At 58.0% G+C, this 17070-nt stretch carries 15 protein-coding genes and 2 pseudogenes; 12 read left to right on the forward strand and 5 right to left on the reverse strand.

Going from position 1 to position 17070, the window contains the following annotated elements:
* The first annotated feature begins 143 nt into the window (after positions 1-143).
* The 3 genes and pseudogenes from otnK to ACZ1G7_RS00840 all read left to right on the forward strand — a co-directional run bounded on the left by otnK (position 144) and on the right by ACZ1G7_RS00840 (position 2796).
* Positions 144-1410: pseudogene (gene otnK / locus ACZ1G7_RS00830) on the forward strand (3-oxo-tetronate kinase).
* A complete protein-coding gene (otnC, locus tag ACZ1G7_RS00835) occupies positions 1407-2051 on the forward strand; it encodes a 3-oxo-tetronate 4-phosphate decarboxylase (protein WP_472661512.1) in 645 nt (214 codons plus the stop codon). Before otnK ends, otnC begins: the two are co-directional and overlap by 4 nt.
* Positions 2044-2796 carry a hydroxypyruvate isomerase family protein gene (locus tag ACZ1G7_RS00840; protein WP_472661514.1) on the forward strand — a complete coding sequence of 251 codons (753 nt, stop codon included), beginning with the start codon at positions 2044-2046 and terminating at the stop codon, positions 2794-2796. The genes otnC and ACZ1G7_RS00840 overlap by 8 nt, the downstream gene beginning before the upstream one ends.
* On the opposite strand, the gene ACZ1G7_RS00845 is transcribed toward ACZ1G7_RS00840, so the two are convergent.
* The gene (locus ACZ1G7_RS00845) at positions 2793-3974 is read right to left on the reverse strand and encodes a cytochrome b/b6 domain-containing protein (RefSeq protein WP_472661516.1); all 1182 of its coding nucleotides are present in this window, start codon (positions 3972-3974) and stop codon (positions 2793-2795) included. The two genes, ACZ1G7_RS00840 and ACZ1G7_RS00845, sit on opposite strands and share 4 nt — an antisense overlap.
* 154 nt (positions 3975-4128) lie before the next feature.
* Here ACZ1G7_RS00845 and fabD point away from each other — a divergent pair, with 154 nt between their 5' ends.
* The 3 genes from fabD (at position 4129) to ACZ1G7_RS00860 (ending at position 6225) form a co-directional block, all read left to right on the forward strand.
* The gene (gene fabD / locus ACZ1G7_RS00850; protein ID WP_472661518.1) at positions 4129-5067 is read left to right on the forward strand and encodes an ACP S-malonyltransferase; all 939 of its coding nucleotides are present in this window, start codon (positions 4129-4131) and stop codon (positions 5065-5067) included.
* Positions 5068-5081: 14 nt separating this feature from the next.
* Positions 5082-5819 (forward strand): 3-oxoacyl-[acyl-carrier-protein] reductase, encoded by a 738-nt coding sequence (fabG, locus tag ACZ1G7_RS00855; RefSeq protein ID WP_472661520.1) that lies wholly within the window; start codon positions 5082-5084, stop codon positions 5817-5819.
* A 172-nt stretch (positions 5820-5991) separates the two neighbouring features.
* Positions 5992-6225, forward strand: coding sequence for an acyl carrier protein (locus ACZ1G7_RS00860; protein ID WP_472661522.1), 234 nt, complete (start codon positions 5992-5994; stop codon positions 6223-6225).
* Positions 6226-6264: 39 nt separating this feature from the next.
* On the opposite strand, the gene ACZ1G7_RS00865 is transcribed toward ACZ1G7_RS00860, so the two are convergent.
* The 3 genes from ACZ1G7_RS00865 to ACZ1G7_RS00875 form a co-directional block, all read right to left on the reverse strand.
* Positions 6265-6696 carry a PilZ domain-containing protein gene (locus tag ACZ1G7_RS00865; protein WP_472661524.1) on the reverse strand — a complete coding sequence of 144 codons (432 nt, stop codon included), beginning with the start codon at positions 6694-6696 and terminating at the stop codon, positions 6265-6267.
* A 7-nt stretch (positions 6697-6703) separates the two neighbouring features.
* Positions 6704-7108 carry a hypothetical protein gene (locus ACZ1G7_RS00870; RefSeq protein ID WP_472661526.1) on the reverse strand — a complete coding sequence of 135 codons (405 nt, stop codon included), beginning with the start codon at positions 7106-7108 and terminating at the stop codon, positions 6704-6706.
* A gap of 136 nt (positions 7109-7244) precedes the next feature.
* Positions 7245-8276 carry an ester cyclase gene (locus tag ACZ1G7_RS00875; RefSeq protein WP_472661528.1) on the reverse strand — a complete coding sequence of 344 codons (1032 nt, stop codon included), beginning with the start codon at positions 8274-8276 and terminating at the stop codon, positions 7245-7247.
* A 181-nt stretch (positions 8277-8457) separates the two neighbouring features.
* On the opposite strand from ACZ1G7_RS00875, the gene fabF reads away from it, so the two are divergent.
* The 6 genes from fabF (at position 8458) to cysE (ending at position 15690) form a co-directional block, all read left to right on the forward strand.
* Positions 8458-9711 (forward strand): beta-ketoacyl-ACP synthase II, encoded by a 1254-nt coding sequence (gene fabF, locus ACZ1G7_RS00880; RefSeq protein WP_472661530.1) that lies wholly within the window; start codon positions 8458-8460, stop codon positions 9709-9711.
* Positions 9712-9718: 7 nt separating this feature from the next.
* Positions 9719-10876, forward strand: coding sequence for an endolytic transglycosylase MltG (gene mltG / locus ACZ1G7_RS00885; protein ID WP_472661532.1), 1158 nt, complete (start codon positions 9719-9721; stop codon positions 10874-10876).
* A 372-nt stretch (positions 10877-11248) separates the two neighbouring features.
* Positions 11249-11689, forward strand: coding sequence for a hypothetical protein (locus ACZ1G7_RS00890; RefSeq protein ID WP_472661534.1), 441 nt, complete (start codon positions 11249-11251; stop codon positions 11687-11689).
* Positions 11673-14069 (forward strand): phage tail protein, encoded by a 2397-nt coding sequence (locus tag ACZ1G7_RS00895; RefSeq protein WP_472661536.1) that lies wholly within the window; start codon positions 11673-11675, stop codon positions 14067-14069. Before ACZ1G7_RS00890 ends, ACZ1G7_RS00895 begins: the two co-directional genes overlap by 17 nt.
* On the forward strand, positions 14062-14778 hold the full coding sequence (locus ACZ1G7_RS00900) for a DUF2793 domain-containing protein (protein WP_472661537.1): 717 nt from the start codon (positions 14062-14064) through the stop codon (positions 14776-14778). The genes ACZ1G7_RS00895 and ACZ1G7_RS00900 overlap by 8 nt, the downstream gene beginning before the upstream one ends.
* A 102-nt stretch (positions 14779-14880) precedes the next feature.
* A complete protein-coding gene (cysE, locus tag ACZ1G7_RS00905) occupies positions 14881-15690 on the forward strand; it encodes a serine O-acetyltransferase (protein ID WP_472661539.1) in 810 nt (269 codons plus the stop codon).
* Between the two features lie 71 nt (positions 15691-15761).
* Here the strand turns inward: cysE and ACZ1G7_RS00910 are convergent.
* A pseudogene (locus ACZ1G7_RS00910) lies at positions 15762-17062 on the reverse strand (pyruvate dehydrogenase complex dihydrolipoamide acetyltransferase).
* Between the last annotated feature and the right edge of the window lie 8 nt (positions 17063-17070).

Raw genomic sequence — 17070 nt, forward strand, 5'->3', positions numbered from 1 at the left:
AAAAAACTCCCAAACCCGCTATGGCAACCGCCCATGGCGGGTTTTTTCGTGTATTGCTCCCTTGACCTTTGGCGAGCGCTGCTGCCAAGTGGCGCGATTAATGTATACATTAATATCTCAATAAACGGATCGGGCGGACGAAAATGACACTTATGGGCTGCATCGCGGATGATTTTACGGGAGCCACTGACTTGGCTGGCTTGCTGGCGCGGTCCGGCGCGCGCGTCAATTTACGCATTGGTGTGCCGTCCGAGCCGCCGCGTGACACCGCAGAGTTCGAAGTTATCGCCTTGAAATCGCGCACTGCGCCCGTCGAAGATGCCGTGTCAGAAACACTGGCCGCCCTAGAGTGGTTGCGCGCGGCGGGTGCGTCGCGGTTTTTCTGGAAATACTGCTCGACCTTTGATCTCGACCGCGGAGGGAAATATTGGCCCGGTGTCTGAGGCGTTGATGGGCGCGCTGGGCGTGGCCCAGACGATTTATTGCCCGGCTTTTCCCGAAAACGGTCGGTCGATTTTCATGGGCAACTTGTTTGTGGGCACCCAGCCTTTGGCCGAGTCGCCGATGAATGACCACCCGCTTACGCCGATGCGTGACAGCAACCTGATGCGGTTGTTGGCCCCTCAGGTGACCGGCGCGGTTGGCTTGGCAAACCGCCTTGTTGTCGAGCGCGGCGCACAGGCGTTGCGCGCGCGTTTGGATCAGCTGATCGGGGAAGGCGTGTCGCATGTTGTCGTCGACGCGGTGTCCGACAGCGATTTGCATGTGATCGCGGAGGCCTGCCAAGACATGGTGTTGATGACGGGGGGCAGCGCGGTCGCGATGCCGTTGCCTGCGCTTTACAGGGCCCAGGGATTGCTTGAGACAGGTGTGGACGCGGGCGATCATGAGGTGCCTGAGGGCGGTGCAATTGTCTTGTCGGGGAGCTGTTCCGCCATGACCCGCGCGCAGGTGGCGGCGTATCTTACGCATGCTGAAGGGTTTCGGCTGGATCCGATTGAGTTGGCGGAAAGCGGACCCAAAGCGGCGTTGGACTGGCTTGCGGCGCAACCGGCCGCGAGCGCTAAGATCATCTATGCAACGGCTGAGCCCGAGGATGTGCGTGCGGCGCAAGAGACATTGGGGCGTGAGCGCGCCGGCGAGATTGTCGAAGACGCATTGGCGGCCTGCGCCGTCGCAGCGCGTGACGCAGGCGCCCGCCGGTTTGTGGTGGCGGGCGGCGAAAGTTCGGGCGCTGTGACGAAGGCGCTTGATGTCGATAGCCTGTCTGTCGGGCGCGAGATCGCGCCGGGCGTGCCGTGGACATTTACGCGCTCCGCCGGGCAAGAGATTGCGTTGACGCTTAAATCAGGCAACTTTGGCGCGGAAAGCTTTTTCACCGACGCATTGTCCCTTCTAGAGGCCACATGACGCAAGAAACCAAACTGCGCGAGCAAATTTGTCTGCTGGCGAAATCGATGTTTGATCGAGGGCTGACAGGGGGCTCTTCAGGCAATATTTCTGCGCGGCTTGATGATGGGCGGTTGCTGGTGACGCCGACGGGCAGCTGCTTTGGCAGGCTCGACCCAGGGCGTTTGTCGGTGCTTGAGGACGGGCGGCATGTCTCGGGCGACGCGCCGACCAAAGAGGTTTCCCTGCACAGCGCGTTTTACGACACGCGGCCAACCGGTGCCGTAGTGCATTTGCATTCGTGCCATTCCGTCGCCTTGTCGACCTTGCCAGACACGGACCCGGACAACATGCTGCCGCCGATCACGGCTTACGGCGTTATGAAGCTGGGGAAGGTGGCGTTGCTGCCCTATTTCATGCCGGGCGACCCGGCGATGGGGGAGGCGGTACGCAGCTTGGCTGGCAAACGGTCGGCGGTGGTTTTGGCGCATCACGGGCCTGTCGTGGCGGGCAAGGACATTGAAGCGGCGTGCTACGCGATGGAAGAGCTGGAAGAAACGGCCAAGCTGACATTGATGACACGTGGCATGGGGCCGAACCTGCTGAACGAGGCGCAGGTGCAAGGCTTGGTGCGCAAATTTGGGGTAGAGTGGGATGACTGAGTTTTCGGCCAATCTGGGGTTTCTGTGGACAGAGCTGTCTTTGCCGGACGCCATTCGCGCGGCCAAACGCGCGGGCTTTGCGGCGGTTGAAATGCATTGGCCCTACGCGACGCTTGCGGCGGATGTGACGGCCGCCTTGGATGAAACAGGACTGCCGCTTTTAGGAATCAATACGGTGCGCGGCGCAGACGGTGAAAACGGTCTATGCGCTTTGGCGGGCCGCCAAGCGGAGGCGCGTGCATCGATTGATCAGGCGGTTGCTTATGCGGCTGAAACGGGCGCGCGCGCGATCCATGTGATGGCGGGGTTTGCTGAGGGCGCTGATGCACATGCGGTCTTCGTCGAAAACCTGCGCTATGCCTGCGATGCGGTGCCAGATCGGGTGATCCTGATCGAGCCATTGAACCATCATGACGCGCTGGGCTATTTCCTGAAGACCAGCGCGCAAGCTTCTGAAATTATTGATGAAGTTGGGCGGTCAAATCTAAAGCTGATGTTTGATTGCTACCACCTGCAAATCATGGAGGGTGATTTGACCCGCCGGTTGAGCCTTCACGCGGACATTATTGGGCATGTTCAGTTCGCCTCTGTTCCCGCGCGGGGTGAGCCTGATGGGGGCGAGGTGAATTACGCGCATATCTTTGCGCATTTGGCGGAGATGGGCTACGCAGCACCGCTTGGCGCAGAGTATAAACCATCGGGCAAGACCGGGGACACGCTGGAGTGGATGAGCGCGCTGACCTAGCTGCGTTGCGCCGTCAACTCCACGTCGAGCTGCACATCAAAACCGAGCGAGCCATCGTCTGGCTGGGTGCCTGCGCCGATGCCGAAATCCATCCGGTTGAGCGTGGTAGCGCCTGACATCGTGGCAAAACCATCGGTGATATCGAGCGTAAATGGCAGCGCCAACGGCACGGTGTGTTCTTTGAGGGAGAGGGTGCCGCGCGCCTCATAGCCCGCGTCAACTTTGAGGATATCGGCTTGGAATGTTGCAGTCGGATGGGCTTCGGCATTGAAGAAATCAGTGCCCATTGCTTGGTCTGTGACTGAACCCAATGTGAGCGACGGGATAGAGACGACGACCTCTACCGCGCCATGCGTGCCGTCAGCATTTGCGGTTTCATCGAACTGGATAGCGGCGGTCCAGTCGGCAAAGCTTCCCGTGACATCGCTGCCCAACTGTTTGACAGAAATGGACAGGGTGCCGTCCTGGACGGTCCAGTCGCTTTGAACCTGTGCCAGAGCTTCGGCTTCAACCCGGTCATGGGCGAACAGGCCCAGGCTGCCGCCGATACCAAGTGCCACGGCGTAGACTGCGAGGGCGGCGATTGGGGCAGAGCGGTGCTGAGTCTTTGGTGCGGGCGTTGTGGGTTCTGACATGCCGGGGAGCATGCGGCGCAACGTGTCGTCTTTGTCGATGAAGTGGTGTTTCAAGGCGCCTGCGAAATGGAGCAGAAAGGACACCAGTAAAACGCGTTCAAAGATGATATGCAGTGCGGCGGCGGTATGCGCCAAACCGTCATCGACCGGAACAAAGGGCAGTGATTGCCCGAAAGGCCACCAAATCGGTGCAAAGCCGGTTGTTGCTGCGTGATGGATCCAGCCTGACAATGGAATAACGATGAGCGAGGCGTAAAGCAGCCAGTGGACGAGATGCGCGAGGTAGGTTTCGAGCTTCTTGTCGGCGTTTAAGGCGCCAGGCTTGGGCTGGGTCACTGCCCACAGAATGCGCGCGATTGCGGTGAAGAAAATTGCGAGCCCGATGGTTTTATGCGCGGAGAACAGCAGAGGTTTCAGGGTGTTTGCGTCGGCCATCTGATTGGCAACGACGCCCAAGGGGATGGCCGTAAGGATCAATGCGGCAATGAGCCAGTGAAAGGTCTTGGTCACACTGCCATATGTCGTGGTGGAATTGCTGCGCATTGCACGGGGCTCCGTCTGGGTTTGGGAGAGGGTAAACACAGAAATAACCGCGTACAAATCCCATTATTGGCACAGCTTCTGTGCGCAGCGCGCTTGTCGGTTAACGCGGCAAAGGCTAAGGCTATGAAAACAACAAGACGAGAGGGGCATGGGCATGCGCGCATTCGTATTTCCGGGACAAGGGGCACAGGCGTTGGGAATGGGGCGCGATTTGGCGCAGACCTACCCGGCGGCACAAGCGGTTTTTGACGAAGTGGACGACGCTTTGGACGAAAAGCTGTCTGCGTTGATCTGGGGCGATGATCTTGACGCTTTGACGCTTACACAAAATGCGCAACCAGCTTTGATGGCGACGTCGCTGGCCGCGGTGGCGGCTTTGCAGGCCGAAGGCGTTGAGATGGCTGTAGCGAGTTTCGTGGCAGGGCATTCACTGGGTGAATATTCGGCTTTGGCCGCGGCGGGCACATTTTCGATCACCGATGCGGCGCGGTTGTTGCGCAAGCGCGGGGAAGCGATGCAGGCGGCAGTGCCGGTGGGTGAGGGCGCGATGGCTGCGGTGTTGGGCCTTGATTTTGACGCAGCCAGCCGAGTGGCTGAGGACGCGGCGCTAGGTGACGTGTGCCAAGTGGCTAACCAGAATGATCCGTCGCAAAACGTGTTGTCGGGCAGCAAGGCGGCGGTTGAACGCGCGGTGGATTTGGCAAAAGAGGCCGGCGCAAAACGGGCGATCATGTTGCCGGTCTCGGCTCCATTCCATTGCGCGTTGATGGGGCCTGCGGCAGATGTGATGGCGGAGGCTCTGGCCGGTGTTGAGATGCGGGCGCCATCCGCGCCTGTTGTCGCCAACGTGGTGGCCGAAGCCGTGAGCGATCCAGCCGTGATCCGCGACCTTCTGGTCAAGCAGGTAACGGGGCAGGTGCGCTGGATGAGCTCGGTCGAATGGATGGCCGCGCAGGGCGTGACGGAGATTTGGGAGATCGGCGCAGGCAAGGCGTTGTCGGGCATGATCCGGCGCATAAATCGCGACATTGGCACGAGTGCTGTGTCGGGGCCGGATGATGTGGTGTCTGCTGCTGCAGCGTTGAGCGCTTAAGAAAAGGAACGAATATGTTTGATTTGACTGGTAAAAATGCGCTCGTGACGGGCGCGTCGGGCGGGATTGGTGGCGAGATTGCCAAAACCTTGCATGCGGCTGGCGCGACCGTTGGGCTGTCGGGCACACGGGTTGATCCGCTTGAGGCATTGGCTGCCGAGTTGGGGGATCGCGCCCATGTGTTGCCGTGCAATCTGAGCGATGCAGAGGCAGTGACGGCTTTGCCGAAATCGGCCGTTGAAGCGATGGGGTCGGTTGATATCTTGGTCAACAACGCCGGGATTACGCGCGACAATATTTTCATGCGCATGTCGGATGACGAGTTTCAATCAGTGATCGACGTCAATTTGGTCTCTACATTTCGGCTGTGCAAAGGCGTGCTGCGCGGGATGATGAAAGCGCGCTGGGGGCGGATCATCAACATCTCTTCCGTCGTTGGCGCGACGGGCAATCCAGGGCAGGGCAATTATGCGGCCTCGAAAGCGGGGATGGTCGGCATGTCCAAGTCGCTGGCCTATGAGGTGGCGAGCCGGGGTATCACAGTGAATTGCGTCGCGCCGGGATTTATCGCGACCGCCATGACCGACAAGCTGACTGATGATCAGAAGACGGGAATTTTGGGGCAAATCCCTGCTGGTCGAATGGGTGATCCGGCGGAAATTGCGTCGGGCGTGCTCTATCTTGCAAGCCCGGGGGCGGCCTATGTAACGGGGACGACGCTGCATGTGAATGGCGGCATGGCAATGCTATAAGCCCCCTTGCATGAACCGTTTGCCTTCCCCATTTGGTGTGCTATAGGCGCACGAGATTCAACTCAGGTCCCACAAGCGGGCTTGTCTTGCTGGCTCACTTGGGCGCAGCATCTTAAGGCCGCAAGGCCACAACTAAGCGGGTAGGACCCGCCCGAATACGAGGATACTCATCATGAGCGACACCGCAGATCGCGTGAAAAAGATCGTTGTCGAGCACCTGGGCGTAGACGAAGCCAAAGTCGTCGAAAACGCGTCTTTCATTGACGACCTGGGCGCGGACAGCCTGGACACTGTTGAGCTGGTTATGGCTTTTGAAGAAGAATTCGGTATTGAGATCCCAGATGACGCCGCTGAAAGCATTCAGACTTTCGGCGATGCGACGAAATTCATCGACAATGCCAGCTAAGCGGCACTGACAAAGACCAAATTTGAAGAACGCGTCGCCTTAGCTGGCGGCGCGTTTTTCTATAGGTTCGTTTGATTGCGCGATCATCTTTTTGATCTGCGCTTCGCTGATAAGCCTGTGGAGCATGAGACCTGCAAACTGATCATTGCTCCAACGTACGGTGGCGCCGCGTTGTAGGCCGCCGAAATCGAGTTCTATCTTGGCATCGACGGGCATTTCCAATCTGCAATGAATATTCGCGCCTGACTGACTGATATCAACAATCGTCACGGCGGTATTTTTGCCATCAATCTTGAGCATGGCCGGGATTTCACAGGCGATGCGTTTGCTGATGCGTCTTTCGCGGGATGCCTTGCGGCTGCGATACCACAAGACGAAGCAGGCTAGGCTGAACGTACCGGCAGCCAAGGCAATAACTTGTGTAATCGCGACAGGGGGCGCGATGGTGCGTAGATAGGATTTAAACCCCAAACTGTCTTCAACCGTTACCGTTTTGGTCGCGAATTCCGAGATCTTCGCCTTCGGCGTCGAGATCGCAGGCCATGGCAAGCGTGTCGCTGGCATCCATGAAGAACGGCTGGTATTCACTGCTTTTCATAAAGCGGCGCAGGGCATCTGGGCCGTCATAGCTGGCGATTTCAGCCAGCCGTGCGCTTTTTGCTTTGAATTCCATCAGCATTGGCAGCTTTCGGTCCAAACCGAGTTCCGTGAGCCGGGTCTGAATATCCGCTTCATCGAAGTTCTGGGTCAAAACACTGATTTCAAAAGACGCCTTCGCGACGCCTTCCCAAGTATCGATGCTATCCAAACGTTCGACGCGGTCGATAATTTTCGACAAGACAGGAAAGGCGGAACATTTTGCCTGCGCCAGCGATGGCGCCATGCATGCAACCATGATCAGGGCGAACGCCCTCAGCCGTTTTCGCATGTTTCTGTGCAATTCACCCATAACTGCCTTGCTCAATAATCTTCACAGATCATCGGCATAGCCCAGTTTAGGTTAAGATCGTGTTGACTGCTTAGTTGCGGGGCGTCTGCGCAATCCGTGCGAGCACATCGAGGCCCTGTTGGTTGAGGAAATGCAGCATGTCGATGAAAATCCAGTTCTCCGCCAGTTTGTCGCCCTCTCGCCGGTAGACATCGACCACCCGCATATCAGACGGTTTGTTGGACGCCGGTAGCCCCATAAAGCCGCCGATAGGCGTGATTGTCAGGTTGGGCCATCCGAAGAAACCGCCATATTTGCCTTCAGCGATGCGCGCGACATGGCCGTTGAAAATGCGGTCGGCGTTGTGGACGCGGAAAGGCGACTGATGCTGTTCGATGTAGCGGTCGATGGTGAAGGTAGCGCCTATTCCCGCAGGCCCATACCAGGACATGTCCTTGGTCCAGTTCAGATCAAGCTCTTCCTGCGGGGTGAGGGGCTTTGCATCTGTTTTGCCTTGCAGGACGTCATTCGCCTTGGAGATATTTTGGGCCATATCCACGATTGTGCGCAGGGTTTTTTCGCCCTCTTCGACCGGCTGTGGGTCAAAGAGCTGCCCATCATTGGTGAGCGGGCCCGGGAAGATACCGGCGGCGGCGGTCATCGGCGGCAGCGGCCAGAGCCCGGCTTTGTAAATCACATCGAGAATGTCGATGAAGAGCGCGGTTTCCGCAATTTTGTCACCTTCGATGCGGTGGAATTCAGCATAGCGGATCATGACCATCTTGCGCGTCGGCGTGATGCCGAGCCAAGGCGCATCGAACAGGGCTTTGAAATGGCCCATGGAGCAGGTCCAGGTCGTGGCTTGCCCGTCGCAATCATTGAGACCGGCGAAGAAAATCTCTTCCCGCCGCTCAATGGAGGAGAAGGCGTTGGCGAAGGGTGCCCAGAAGGTTGTGATGACGGCCTCGGCGCCGGATTGCTCGTGAAACGGGTGCAGGCCGCGCCAGTGATAGTCGCTGGTGACATAGGATTTCAGGGTGTCGAGCTTGGCGTCGGGCGCGCAGCTGTCGAAGTCGCGCATATAGGCGCGGGCGATGGATTTGGCGTTTTGGAAATCGGTCACTGAGGTCTCGTGAATTCGTATTCGGGCAATGAGTAACGCCTTTTGGGCTTTGTTCAAGTTGGTTTCGCGGGCGCAAGCTAAAAACCGGGTTGGCAGAAAGCTGCGCGCCCTCTCTTTCCCTTGGGCAGCGGAGCTTGTAGAAGCGGGATAAAGAACCTTCGTTAAGCATAAGGGGGCGAAGATGCGTCGAGTGGTCATTACAGGTCTGGGCATGGTCACACCGCTTGGGAGCGGTGTTGAGGAAACCTGGAAAAACGCGCTTGCGGGCAAGTCCGGTGCACGGACAATTGAAAAATTCGATGCGTCCCATCTGGGCACGCCATACGCCTGCGAAGTGCCGCGCGGCGAAGGGCCGGGCGAGTTTAACCCTGACGCGTTCATGGCGCCGAAAGACGCGCGCAAGGTTGATGACTTTATCCTTTACGGGATGGCCGCGGCACAGATGGCCGTGGAAGATGCGGATTGGACGCCCGATGATCTGGGCGAGCTGGAGCGCACCGGCGTGATGATCGGCTCTGGCATTGGCGGGTTGCAATCTATTGCCGAGACAGCTGTGCTGATCAAGGAACGTGGGCCACGGCGGGTGTCGCCGTTCTTTATTCCGGGCGCTTTGGTCAATCTGGTGTCGGGGCAAGTGTCTATTCGCTACGGTTTCAAAGGGCCGAACCATGCGGTTGTAACAGCGTGTTCTACCGGGGCGCATGCGATTGGCGACGCGGCGCGGCTGATTGCTTTGGACGACGCGGATGTGATGATCGCGGGCGGCGCGGAGAGCCCGATTTGCGAGATTGGCATCGCGGGGTTCAACGCGTGCAAAGCGCTGTCGACGGCGCATGCGGATGACCCTGAGAATGCATCCCGGCCTTGGGACGCAGACCGGGATGGGTTCGTAATGGGCGAAGGCGCGGGCGTTGTTGTGCTGGAGGAATACGAGCATGCCAAGGCGCGCGGCGCGAAGATTTACGCCGAGGTGTTGGGCTACGGGCTTTCGGGCGACGCACATCACATCACGGCCCCACCTGAAGACCATGAGGGCGCGGAACGTGCGATGCGGGCGGCGGTCAAACGCGCGGGCATTGATGTGAGTGCGATTGATTACGTGAACGCGCATGGCACATCGACTATGGCGGATACGATTGAGTTGGGCGCAGTAGAGCGTCTGTTGGGCGATAGCGCGGCCGGGACAGCGATGTCGTCGACCAAGTCTATGACGGGCCACCTGTTGGGGGCCGCGGGCGCGATTGAAGCGATCTTCTGCATTCTGGCCATTCGCGACCAGATTTGCCCGCCGACGATCAATTTGGACAACCCGGCCGCTGAAACTGAGATGGACCTCTGCGCCAACAAAGCGGTTGAGCGTGAGGTGAATGTGGTCCTGTCGAACTCCTTCGGGTTTGGCGGCACGAATGCCTGCCTGATTATGGGGAAAGTGTAGCCCGCAGATGTGGAAATCCATCGCGTCCAATTTTCTGACGGTTTTCATCGTTTTGCTGGTGGGCATTGGAGGCCTGATTGGCTGGGGCAAGTCGCAATACAGCACTGCTGGGCCTTTGGAGAGCGCCATTTGTCTGCGCGTGCCCGTGGGTGGCAAGATGAGCAGCGTGACGGTCGACCTTGAGGAACAAGGTGCGGTCAGCAGTGCACGGATCATGCGGATTGGTGCGGACTACGCGGACAAGACATCGCAATTGAAGGCAGGCAGCTTTTTGGTGCCGCCTGCGTCGTCAATGGAAGAGATCGTCGATATCGTGACCCGGGGCGGGCAGAACACCTGCGGGACGGAGATCGTGTATCGGATCGGCGTGACGCGGTTGAGCTCAGTTGTGCGGGAGCTTGACCCCAATACGAACCGCTATGTTGAAACTGCGAATTTCACGCCGGGCGAGGACGAGCTGCCTGCTGAATATGTCGATGCGCGCGATGACCGGACAGCGCGGTACCGGGTTGCGGTCGCGGAGGGCGCGACCAGTTGGCAGATCGCCAACGGGCTTGGCCAGATTGACGCGTTGAGCGGTGAGATCGAAGAATTGCCAGCCGAGGGCAGCCTTGCACCGGACAGCTACGAATTTGTGCCGGGGTCTGAGCGGGCGGAAATTCTGGGGCGCATGGAAAGCGCTCAGGCGCGCATTTTGGCTGACGCCTGGGCCGCACGCGATACCTCTGTGCCGCTGGAGAGCCCGGAGGAGGCGCTGATATTGGCCTCAATCGTCGAGAAAGAGACCGGGGTTGCAGAGGAACGCAGGCAAGTTGCCAGCGTATTCGTGAACCGGCTCAATCAGGGAATGAAACTGCAAACGGACCCGACGGTGATCTACGGGATCACTAATGGTGAAGGTGTTCTGGGGCGCGGGATCAGACAATCCGAATTGCGCCGTGAGACGCCTTACAACACTTATGTGATCGAAGGCCTACCGCCGACGCCGATTGCCAACCCTGGGAAGCTCGCGATTGAGGCTGCCCTGAACCCCGACGAGACACCTTATATTTTCTTTGTCGCGGATGGCACCGGAGGGCACGCGTTTGCGGTGACAATCGCAGAACATAACCGGAATGTAGCTGCCTGGCGCAAGATCGAGGCGGAGCGGAACGCGAATAACTAAGTATCGAGCGGAGCACCGAACGCAGCGGTTGCGGGCGCGTTGTTAACTTGTTTAGAGGGATTGGGCCTTATTTTAAGGGCTTAGGAAAGCTGCGCCTCCCGCTTCGTTAATATAAGTCATTGTTAATAAACGGTTAATATGCAATTTTGGGCGAATTTTCCTTGACCCTGCGAACGGTCTCTGGCATACCTTTAGGCAAGATGGATGAATTGGGTCTGCAGCGCCAAAGAAGGTGGTCGGGCCCTTTTTTTATGACAGCTTGAATTAACGACAGTTTGAAATGGGAAGCAGCGCGCCGTGGCAACGGCGGTGCTGCTTTTTTGTTTCCAGCCCGGGTGTTCAGGGTCGAGCCTGAGCAACAAGGAGGCGACCATGGAGCAGATATCAGAAAATTACAATTTGGATGAACCAAAGAACAAGAATGACCCTCAGCCAAGCTTTGACGCCAAAGACGGCATGACAAAAGAAGAGACCGACGCGCTGTCGGAACAGGCCGCGCGTTACCGCGAAAGCATCGACTCCAACCTCATCGCATTTCAGGGCCAATTGGCCCGGCTGAAAGAAGCGCTCGAAATGCAGACTGCTCTTATCCAGAAGGGCGAGATTGCGAACGCAGATTTCAACACGATCATCAGGCGCGTTGACCCCCTGCTTCAAACGTCGATCCAACAGGAGATCAAGATCCATGAGAAGCTTGCAGAGCGTGTCGGCAGAGCAGGAGAACAGGCCATCAACTTCCGAGAAGCTGGAGATGAGATCGGGCGCCGCCTATCTTGCCTCCGTAGCACCCTCGGAGATGGAGAAGTTCGTTAAAGAGCTTCCCGACCATCTGGTTCGAGCTCTGCCCTATATGTTTGAATTCTGGGCTTTGGATCATCAGCTGCCGCCGGAAGGCGATTGGCGTTCCTGGGTTGTGCTGGGCGGGCGCGGCGCGGGCAAGACACGGGCGGGCGCCGAATGGGTGCGCGCGATGGTCGAGGGCAACCTGCCCGCAGATGAAGGTCAAGCCCGCCGCGTGGCGCTGGTCGGCGAAACCTTTGATCAGGTTCGCAACGTCATGATCTTTGGCGATAGCGGGATCATGGCGTGTTCACCGCCGGACCGAAAGCCGGAGTGGCAGGCGACGCGCAGGCGGTTGGTCTGGCCCAATGGCGCGATTGCGGAATGCCACTCGGCCTCCAGCCCCGAAGGGCTGCGTGGGCCGCAATTTGATGCGGCCTGGGTGGACGAGCTGGGGTGCGCCGCCATTGATAAAGGCCCGAACCAACCCAACAAGTTTTTGGACCCGAAGTCGAGTGAGAGTGCTTTGCCACACTATTCGACTGGGCGACGCGATGACTTTGTTCAGTTTCAGTTCCTGCGCGCCTATGAAGAGCATTTTGCAGCGCTTGAAAACAATCCGGTATCGAGCGTCTATGGCGCGGCGATGTTGGATGTCTCCAAGACCCATGTTTGGGCTTGGGACGCACGTCCGTGGCCGGATTTCCCAAACAATGGTTCTGTTTGGAGCGATGGTGCGAACTACCTGACGGGACATTGGTTGACCGGGCGTAGTGCCACGCAATCGCTTGCGGGCGTGGTGGCCGAGCTGTGCGAAATGTCAGGTTTGCGGGACTACGATGTCAGCGGCCTGAATGGGATCGTGCGCGGCTATACATTGACTGACAATGAAGCCGCGCGGGCATCGCTACAGAACCTAATGGTGGCCTATGCTTTTGACGCCGTCGAGATCGGCGGTGCGCTTGTGTTTCGAAATCGTGATGTAGCGCCCACGCATGCTCTGGATGAGACAGATTTTGTGTTTGCAGATGGAAGCGAACCGGTGATTGAAACGACGCGTGCGCCGTTGGCTGATACAGTTGGCGAGGTACGATTGAGTTATACAGCAGGTGAGGGGGCGTTTGAGAACCATGTCGCCGCTGCCCAGTTCCCAGATCAATCGAGCCTTACCAGCACGCAAAACGAACTGCCACTAAGCCTTACGGCATCCGAGGCGCGCGGGATCGCGGAACGTTGGCTTTCCGAGGCGCGGATTGCGCGCGATACGGTGCGTGTTGCTGTGCCGCCGTCACGCAGCGAGATTGCGGCGGGGGATATGGTTGTGCTTCCTGCCCCTGATGGCGTTGAAACAGCTTACCGCGTGGACCGTGTAGAAGACAGCGGCGCGCGTATGTTGGAGGCGACCCGGGTTGAAAAACAGGTCTACGACCCCAGCGAGGCGAGCGAGACGCTACCGGAATACCGGGCTTTCAACGTACCTTTGCCAATTACAGCCCAGTTTCTGGATTTACCGCTTTTGACTGGTGAAGAGGTTCCGCATGCGCCGCATGTAGCAGTTTCTGCCGACCCTTGGCCAGGCTCGGCTGCGATTTTGAGTTCAATCGATGACAGTGACTATCAGGTCAATATTCTTGTTGATCGCCCCTCCATCCTCGGTGTGAGCGAGACCATTTTACCGGCTGCAAAATCTGGGCTGTGGTCGAATGGCCGCCAGTTGCGCGTCAAGCTTCAAAGCGGCGCACTGAGTTCCGTAAGCCGTGCGCGCGTTTTGGCGGGCGCGAATGCGGCTGCAATTGGCGACGGCAGCAATGACCGGTGGGAGGTGTTTCAGTTCGCCCGCGCCGAGCTTGTAGCGCCTGACACCTATGAGTTGTCCGATTTGCTGCGTGGTCAGGCCGGCACAGATGGCGTGATGCCTGACAGCTGGCCTGTGAACTCGCGGATCGTTTTTCTGAACGGTGCTCCTGCACAAATTTCGCAGGAGCTTGCTCAACGTGATCTGGACCGGCACTTTTTGATCGGCCCGGATTTGCGACCCTATGATGACCCGTCCTACCGGTACTATGTCGAAGCGTTTTCGGGGATTGGCTTGCGGCCCTACGCGCCGGTGCATCTCAGGTTTCAGCGCAACGCTATTGGTTGGGATTTCAATTGGATCAGACGCACGCGGCTGGATGGCGATAGCTGGGTGTCTGTTGACGTTCCGCTGGGCGAGGATGTCGAAAGCTACCGCGTCCGTGTCACCAAGAATGATGTCGTGCTGCGCGAGGAAGATGTTGCGAGTCCGGTGTGGAGCTATGCCGCGTCGGACGCTGCCGCTGACGGCGCGATTGTCCCGTTTGATGTGCAAGTCGCCCAAATTTCACAGAGCTTTGGCCCCGGCCCAATTGTAAGGAAAACGATCCATGTCTGAGACCACCAACCTGAAACTTCCGCTCATAGCACCTTCGCAGGCGCAAAAACATGTCACGGTGAATGAGGCGCTCGCACGGATCGATGCGACTGTCCAAATCTCGGCACTGTCGCGTGGCTTGGCAACGCCCCCATCTGCGCCAGCAGAGGCCGATACCTATGTTGTCGCCGATGGCGGCACAGATGCGTGGCTTGGCGCTGATGGGGAGATCGCTTGCTTCATTAATGGGGGATGGCATTTTCTGTCGCCTGTCGTTGGCTGGCGTATTTGGGTTATGGATGAGGCTGCTCGCTTAAGCTTTGACGGCTCAGAATGGCGCGCAAATGTCTTGGCTCAAGCTCCGTCCGGAGCAGCCATGCGGTGTGAGATCATTGAGATCGACTATGTTTTGGCCGGCGGAAGCGCAGAGGAAGAGACTTCGGTGATCATTCCCGAACAGAGTTGCGTTTGGGGAGTGACGGGGCGTGTGTTGTCGGAAGTTACAGGGAGTTTGAGCGATTGGTCGCTTGGCGTTGCTGGATTTGAAGATCGCTACGGGTCGGGACTTGGAACTGGCACAGGTGCTTGGTTGCGTGGCCTCACAGGTCAGCCGCTTACATACTATTCGGACACGGCGTTGCGCTTGTCAGCCAATGGCGGTGACTTTTCTGGGGGTACAATACGGCTTTGCATCAACTTGATGCGCTTTGATTTGCCAGAGGCGAGTTGATTTAGTTCGGCGGAGTTTTCACCTTTTTGCGCGTTGCCGCCTTTCAACTTGGCGATCACGCCCCATCTGGTGTAATCAAGGCCCAGAGTTAAGGAGCGCATCATGACACAAATCAGAGCAAAACTTGCAGAGATTGATCCGGTTTGGCAGCGCATTTGCCGCGAGGCGCGCGATGCTATAACGCAGGAGCCGCTTCTGGGTGGCATGATCCACGGGACAGTCCTGCACCATAAATCGCTGGAACGTGCGCTATCTTTCCGTATGTCGCAAAAGCTGGCATCGGCGGAGATGTCCGAACAAATTTTGCGCGAGATCGCAGATGAGGCCTATGCGAGTGATCCCACATTAGGTGAAGCGGCGCGTGCTGATATCGTTGCTGTTTTTGAACGTGACCCTGCCTGCCATCGGTTCTTGCAGCCTTTGCTCTACTTCAAAGGATTTCAGGCTATTCAAGCTTACCGGGTCGGGCATTGGCTGTGGGAGCAAGGGCGGCGGGACCTGTCTTATTTCGTGCAAATGCGGGTGAGCGAGGTGTTTGGCATCGATGTTCATCCTGCGGCGACCATCGGAAAAGGCATCATGATCGACCACGCCCATTCCATTGTGATTGGTGAGACGGCAGTGGTTGGCGACAACGTTTCGATGTTGCATTCGGTGACGCTTGGCGGGACCGGCAAGGAAGATGATGATCGTCATCCAAAGATCGAGAATGGCGTCTTGATCGGTGCGGGCGCTAAGGTCTTGGGCAATATAACTGTCGGTCACTGTTCACGTGTCGCGGCGGGCTCAGTTGTTTTGGAGCCTGTACCGCCGATGAAGACCGTCGCTGGCGTGCCTGCGAAAATTGTGGGCGAGGCGGGCTGTTCCCAGCCGTCGATTACAATGGATCAGTTGCTGTCAGGCGAGATTTAAGACTTTTTGATACCAAACGAAAGCGGCCGCTGCAGTTGTGCAGCGGCCGTTTTTTTGTGTTTTAGATGGGGTTAAGCCAACATCATGACCGGGTTTTCCAGGTTGTCTTTGATCGCATTGAGCAGGTTCGCCCCGAGTGCGCCGTCGATGACGCGGTGATCAACACTGAGCGTTGTGGACATGACGGTGGCCACCTTGATCTCACCATCTTCGCCGACAACGGGTTTCTTAGCGCCTGCGCCCACGGCTAGGATAGCTGCGTGGGGTGGGTTGATGATGGCGTCGAAATTGTCGATGCCGAACATGCCCAAGTTAGAAATCGCAAAGCTGCCGCCGACATATTCATGCGGCGCGAGTTTGCGGTCGCGGGCACGTGTGGCGAGGTCTTTCATCTCCGCTGACAAAGCGGAAAGAGACTTCATTTCAGCGTCTTTCAACACTGGTGTAAAGAGGCCGCCTTCGATTGCCACGGCCACAGCTACGTCAGATGGTTTCAGTGACAGAACGCGGTCACCGGCCCAGACAGCATTGGCATCGGGTACCTGTTGCAGCGCAAGCGCACAGGCCTTGATGATGAAGTCATTGACCGACAATTTGACGCCCCGACTTTCGAGCGATTTGTTGAGCTGGCTGCGGAATTTCAGCAACGCGTCAAGCTCGATATCGCGGCGCAGGTAGAAATGCGGTACAGATTGCTTGGCCTCAGTCAGGCGCGCGGCAATGGTTTTGCGCATGCCGTCGAGGGAGACTTCTTCATACTCCCGGTCCGCATAGGTTTTGAGCACAGCGTCGGTCGATGGGCCTGTGGCGAGAGTTGGTGCCGCGGCTGCAGGTTTCGCAGCAGCAGGAGCGGCCGCTGGTTTTGCGCCAGGTTGCGCGTTTTCGACATCGGCCTTCACGATACGCCCTTTAGGTCCCGAGCCTTTGATTGCGTTGAGGTCAAGGCCTTTGTCAGCGGCGATGCGGCGTGCCAAAGGTGAGGCGAAGACGCGGGTCCCATCTTGCGCCGTGGCCGGGGGGCGGCCTTTTCGGCGGCGGCTGGCGCCGACACCTCAGCGGCCGCGTCGGACGTTTTTGGCGCCTCCGGCGTGGGTGCGGATGAGGCCGCGCCAATATCGTCGGCGCTTTCGCCATCTTCCAAAAGCACAGCGATTGGGGCATTGACAGCCACGCCTTCTGAGCCCTCTGGAACCAGAATTTTGCCAACGATTCCTTCGTCGACGGCTTCAAATTCCATTGTCGCTTTATCGGTTTCGATCTCGGCCATGACGTCGCCCGAGCTGACTGTATCGCCTTCCTTGACCAACCATTTGGCCAAAGTGCCCTCTTCCATCGTAGGCGAGAGGGCGGGCATGAGAATTTCTATAGGCATGTCCGGCT

It is taken from the genome of Litoreibacter sp. JB4-2 (genome assembly GCF_055693445.1).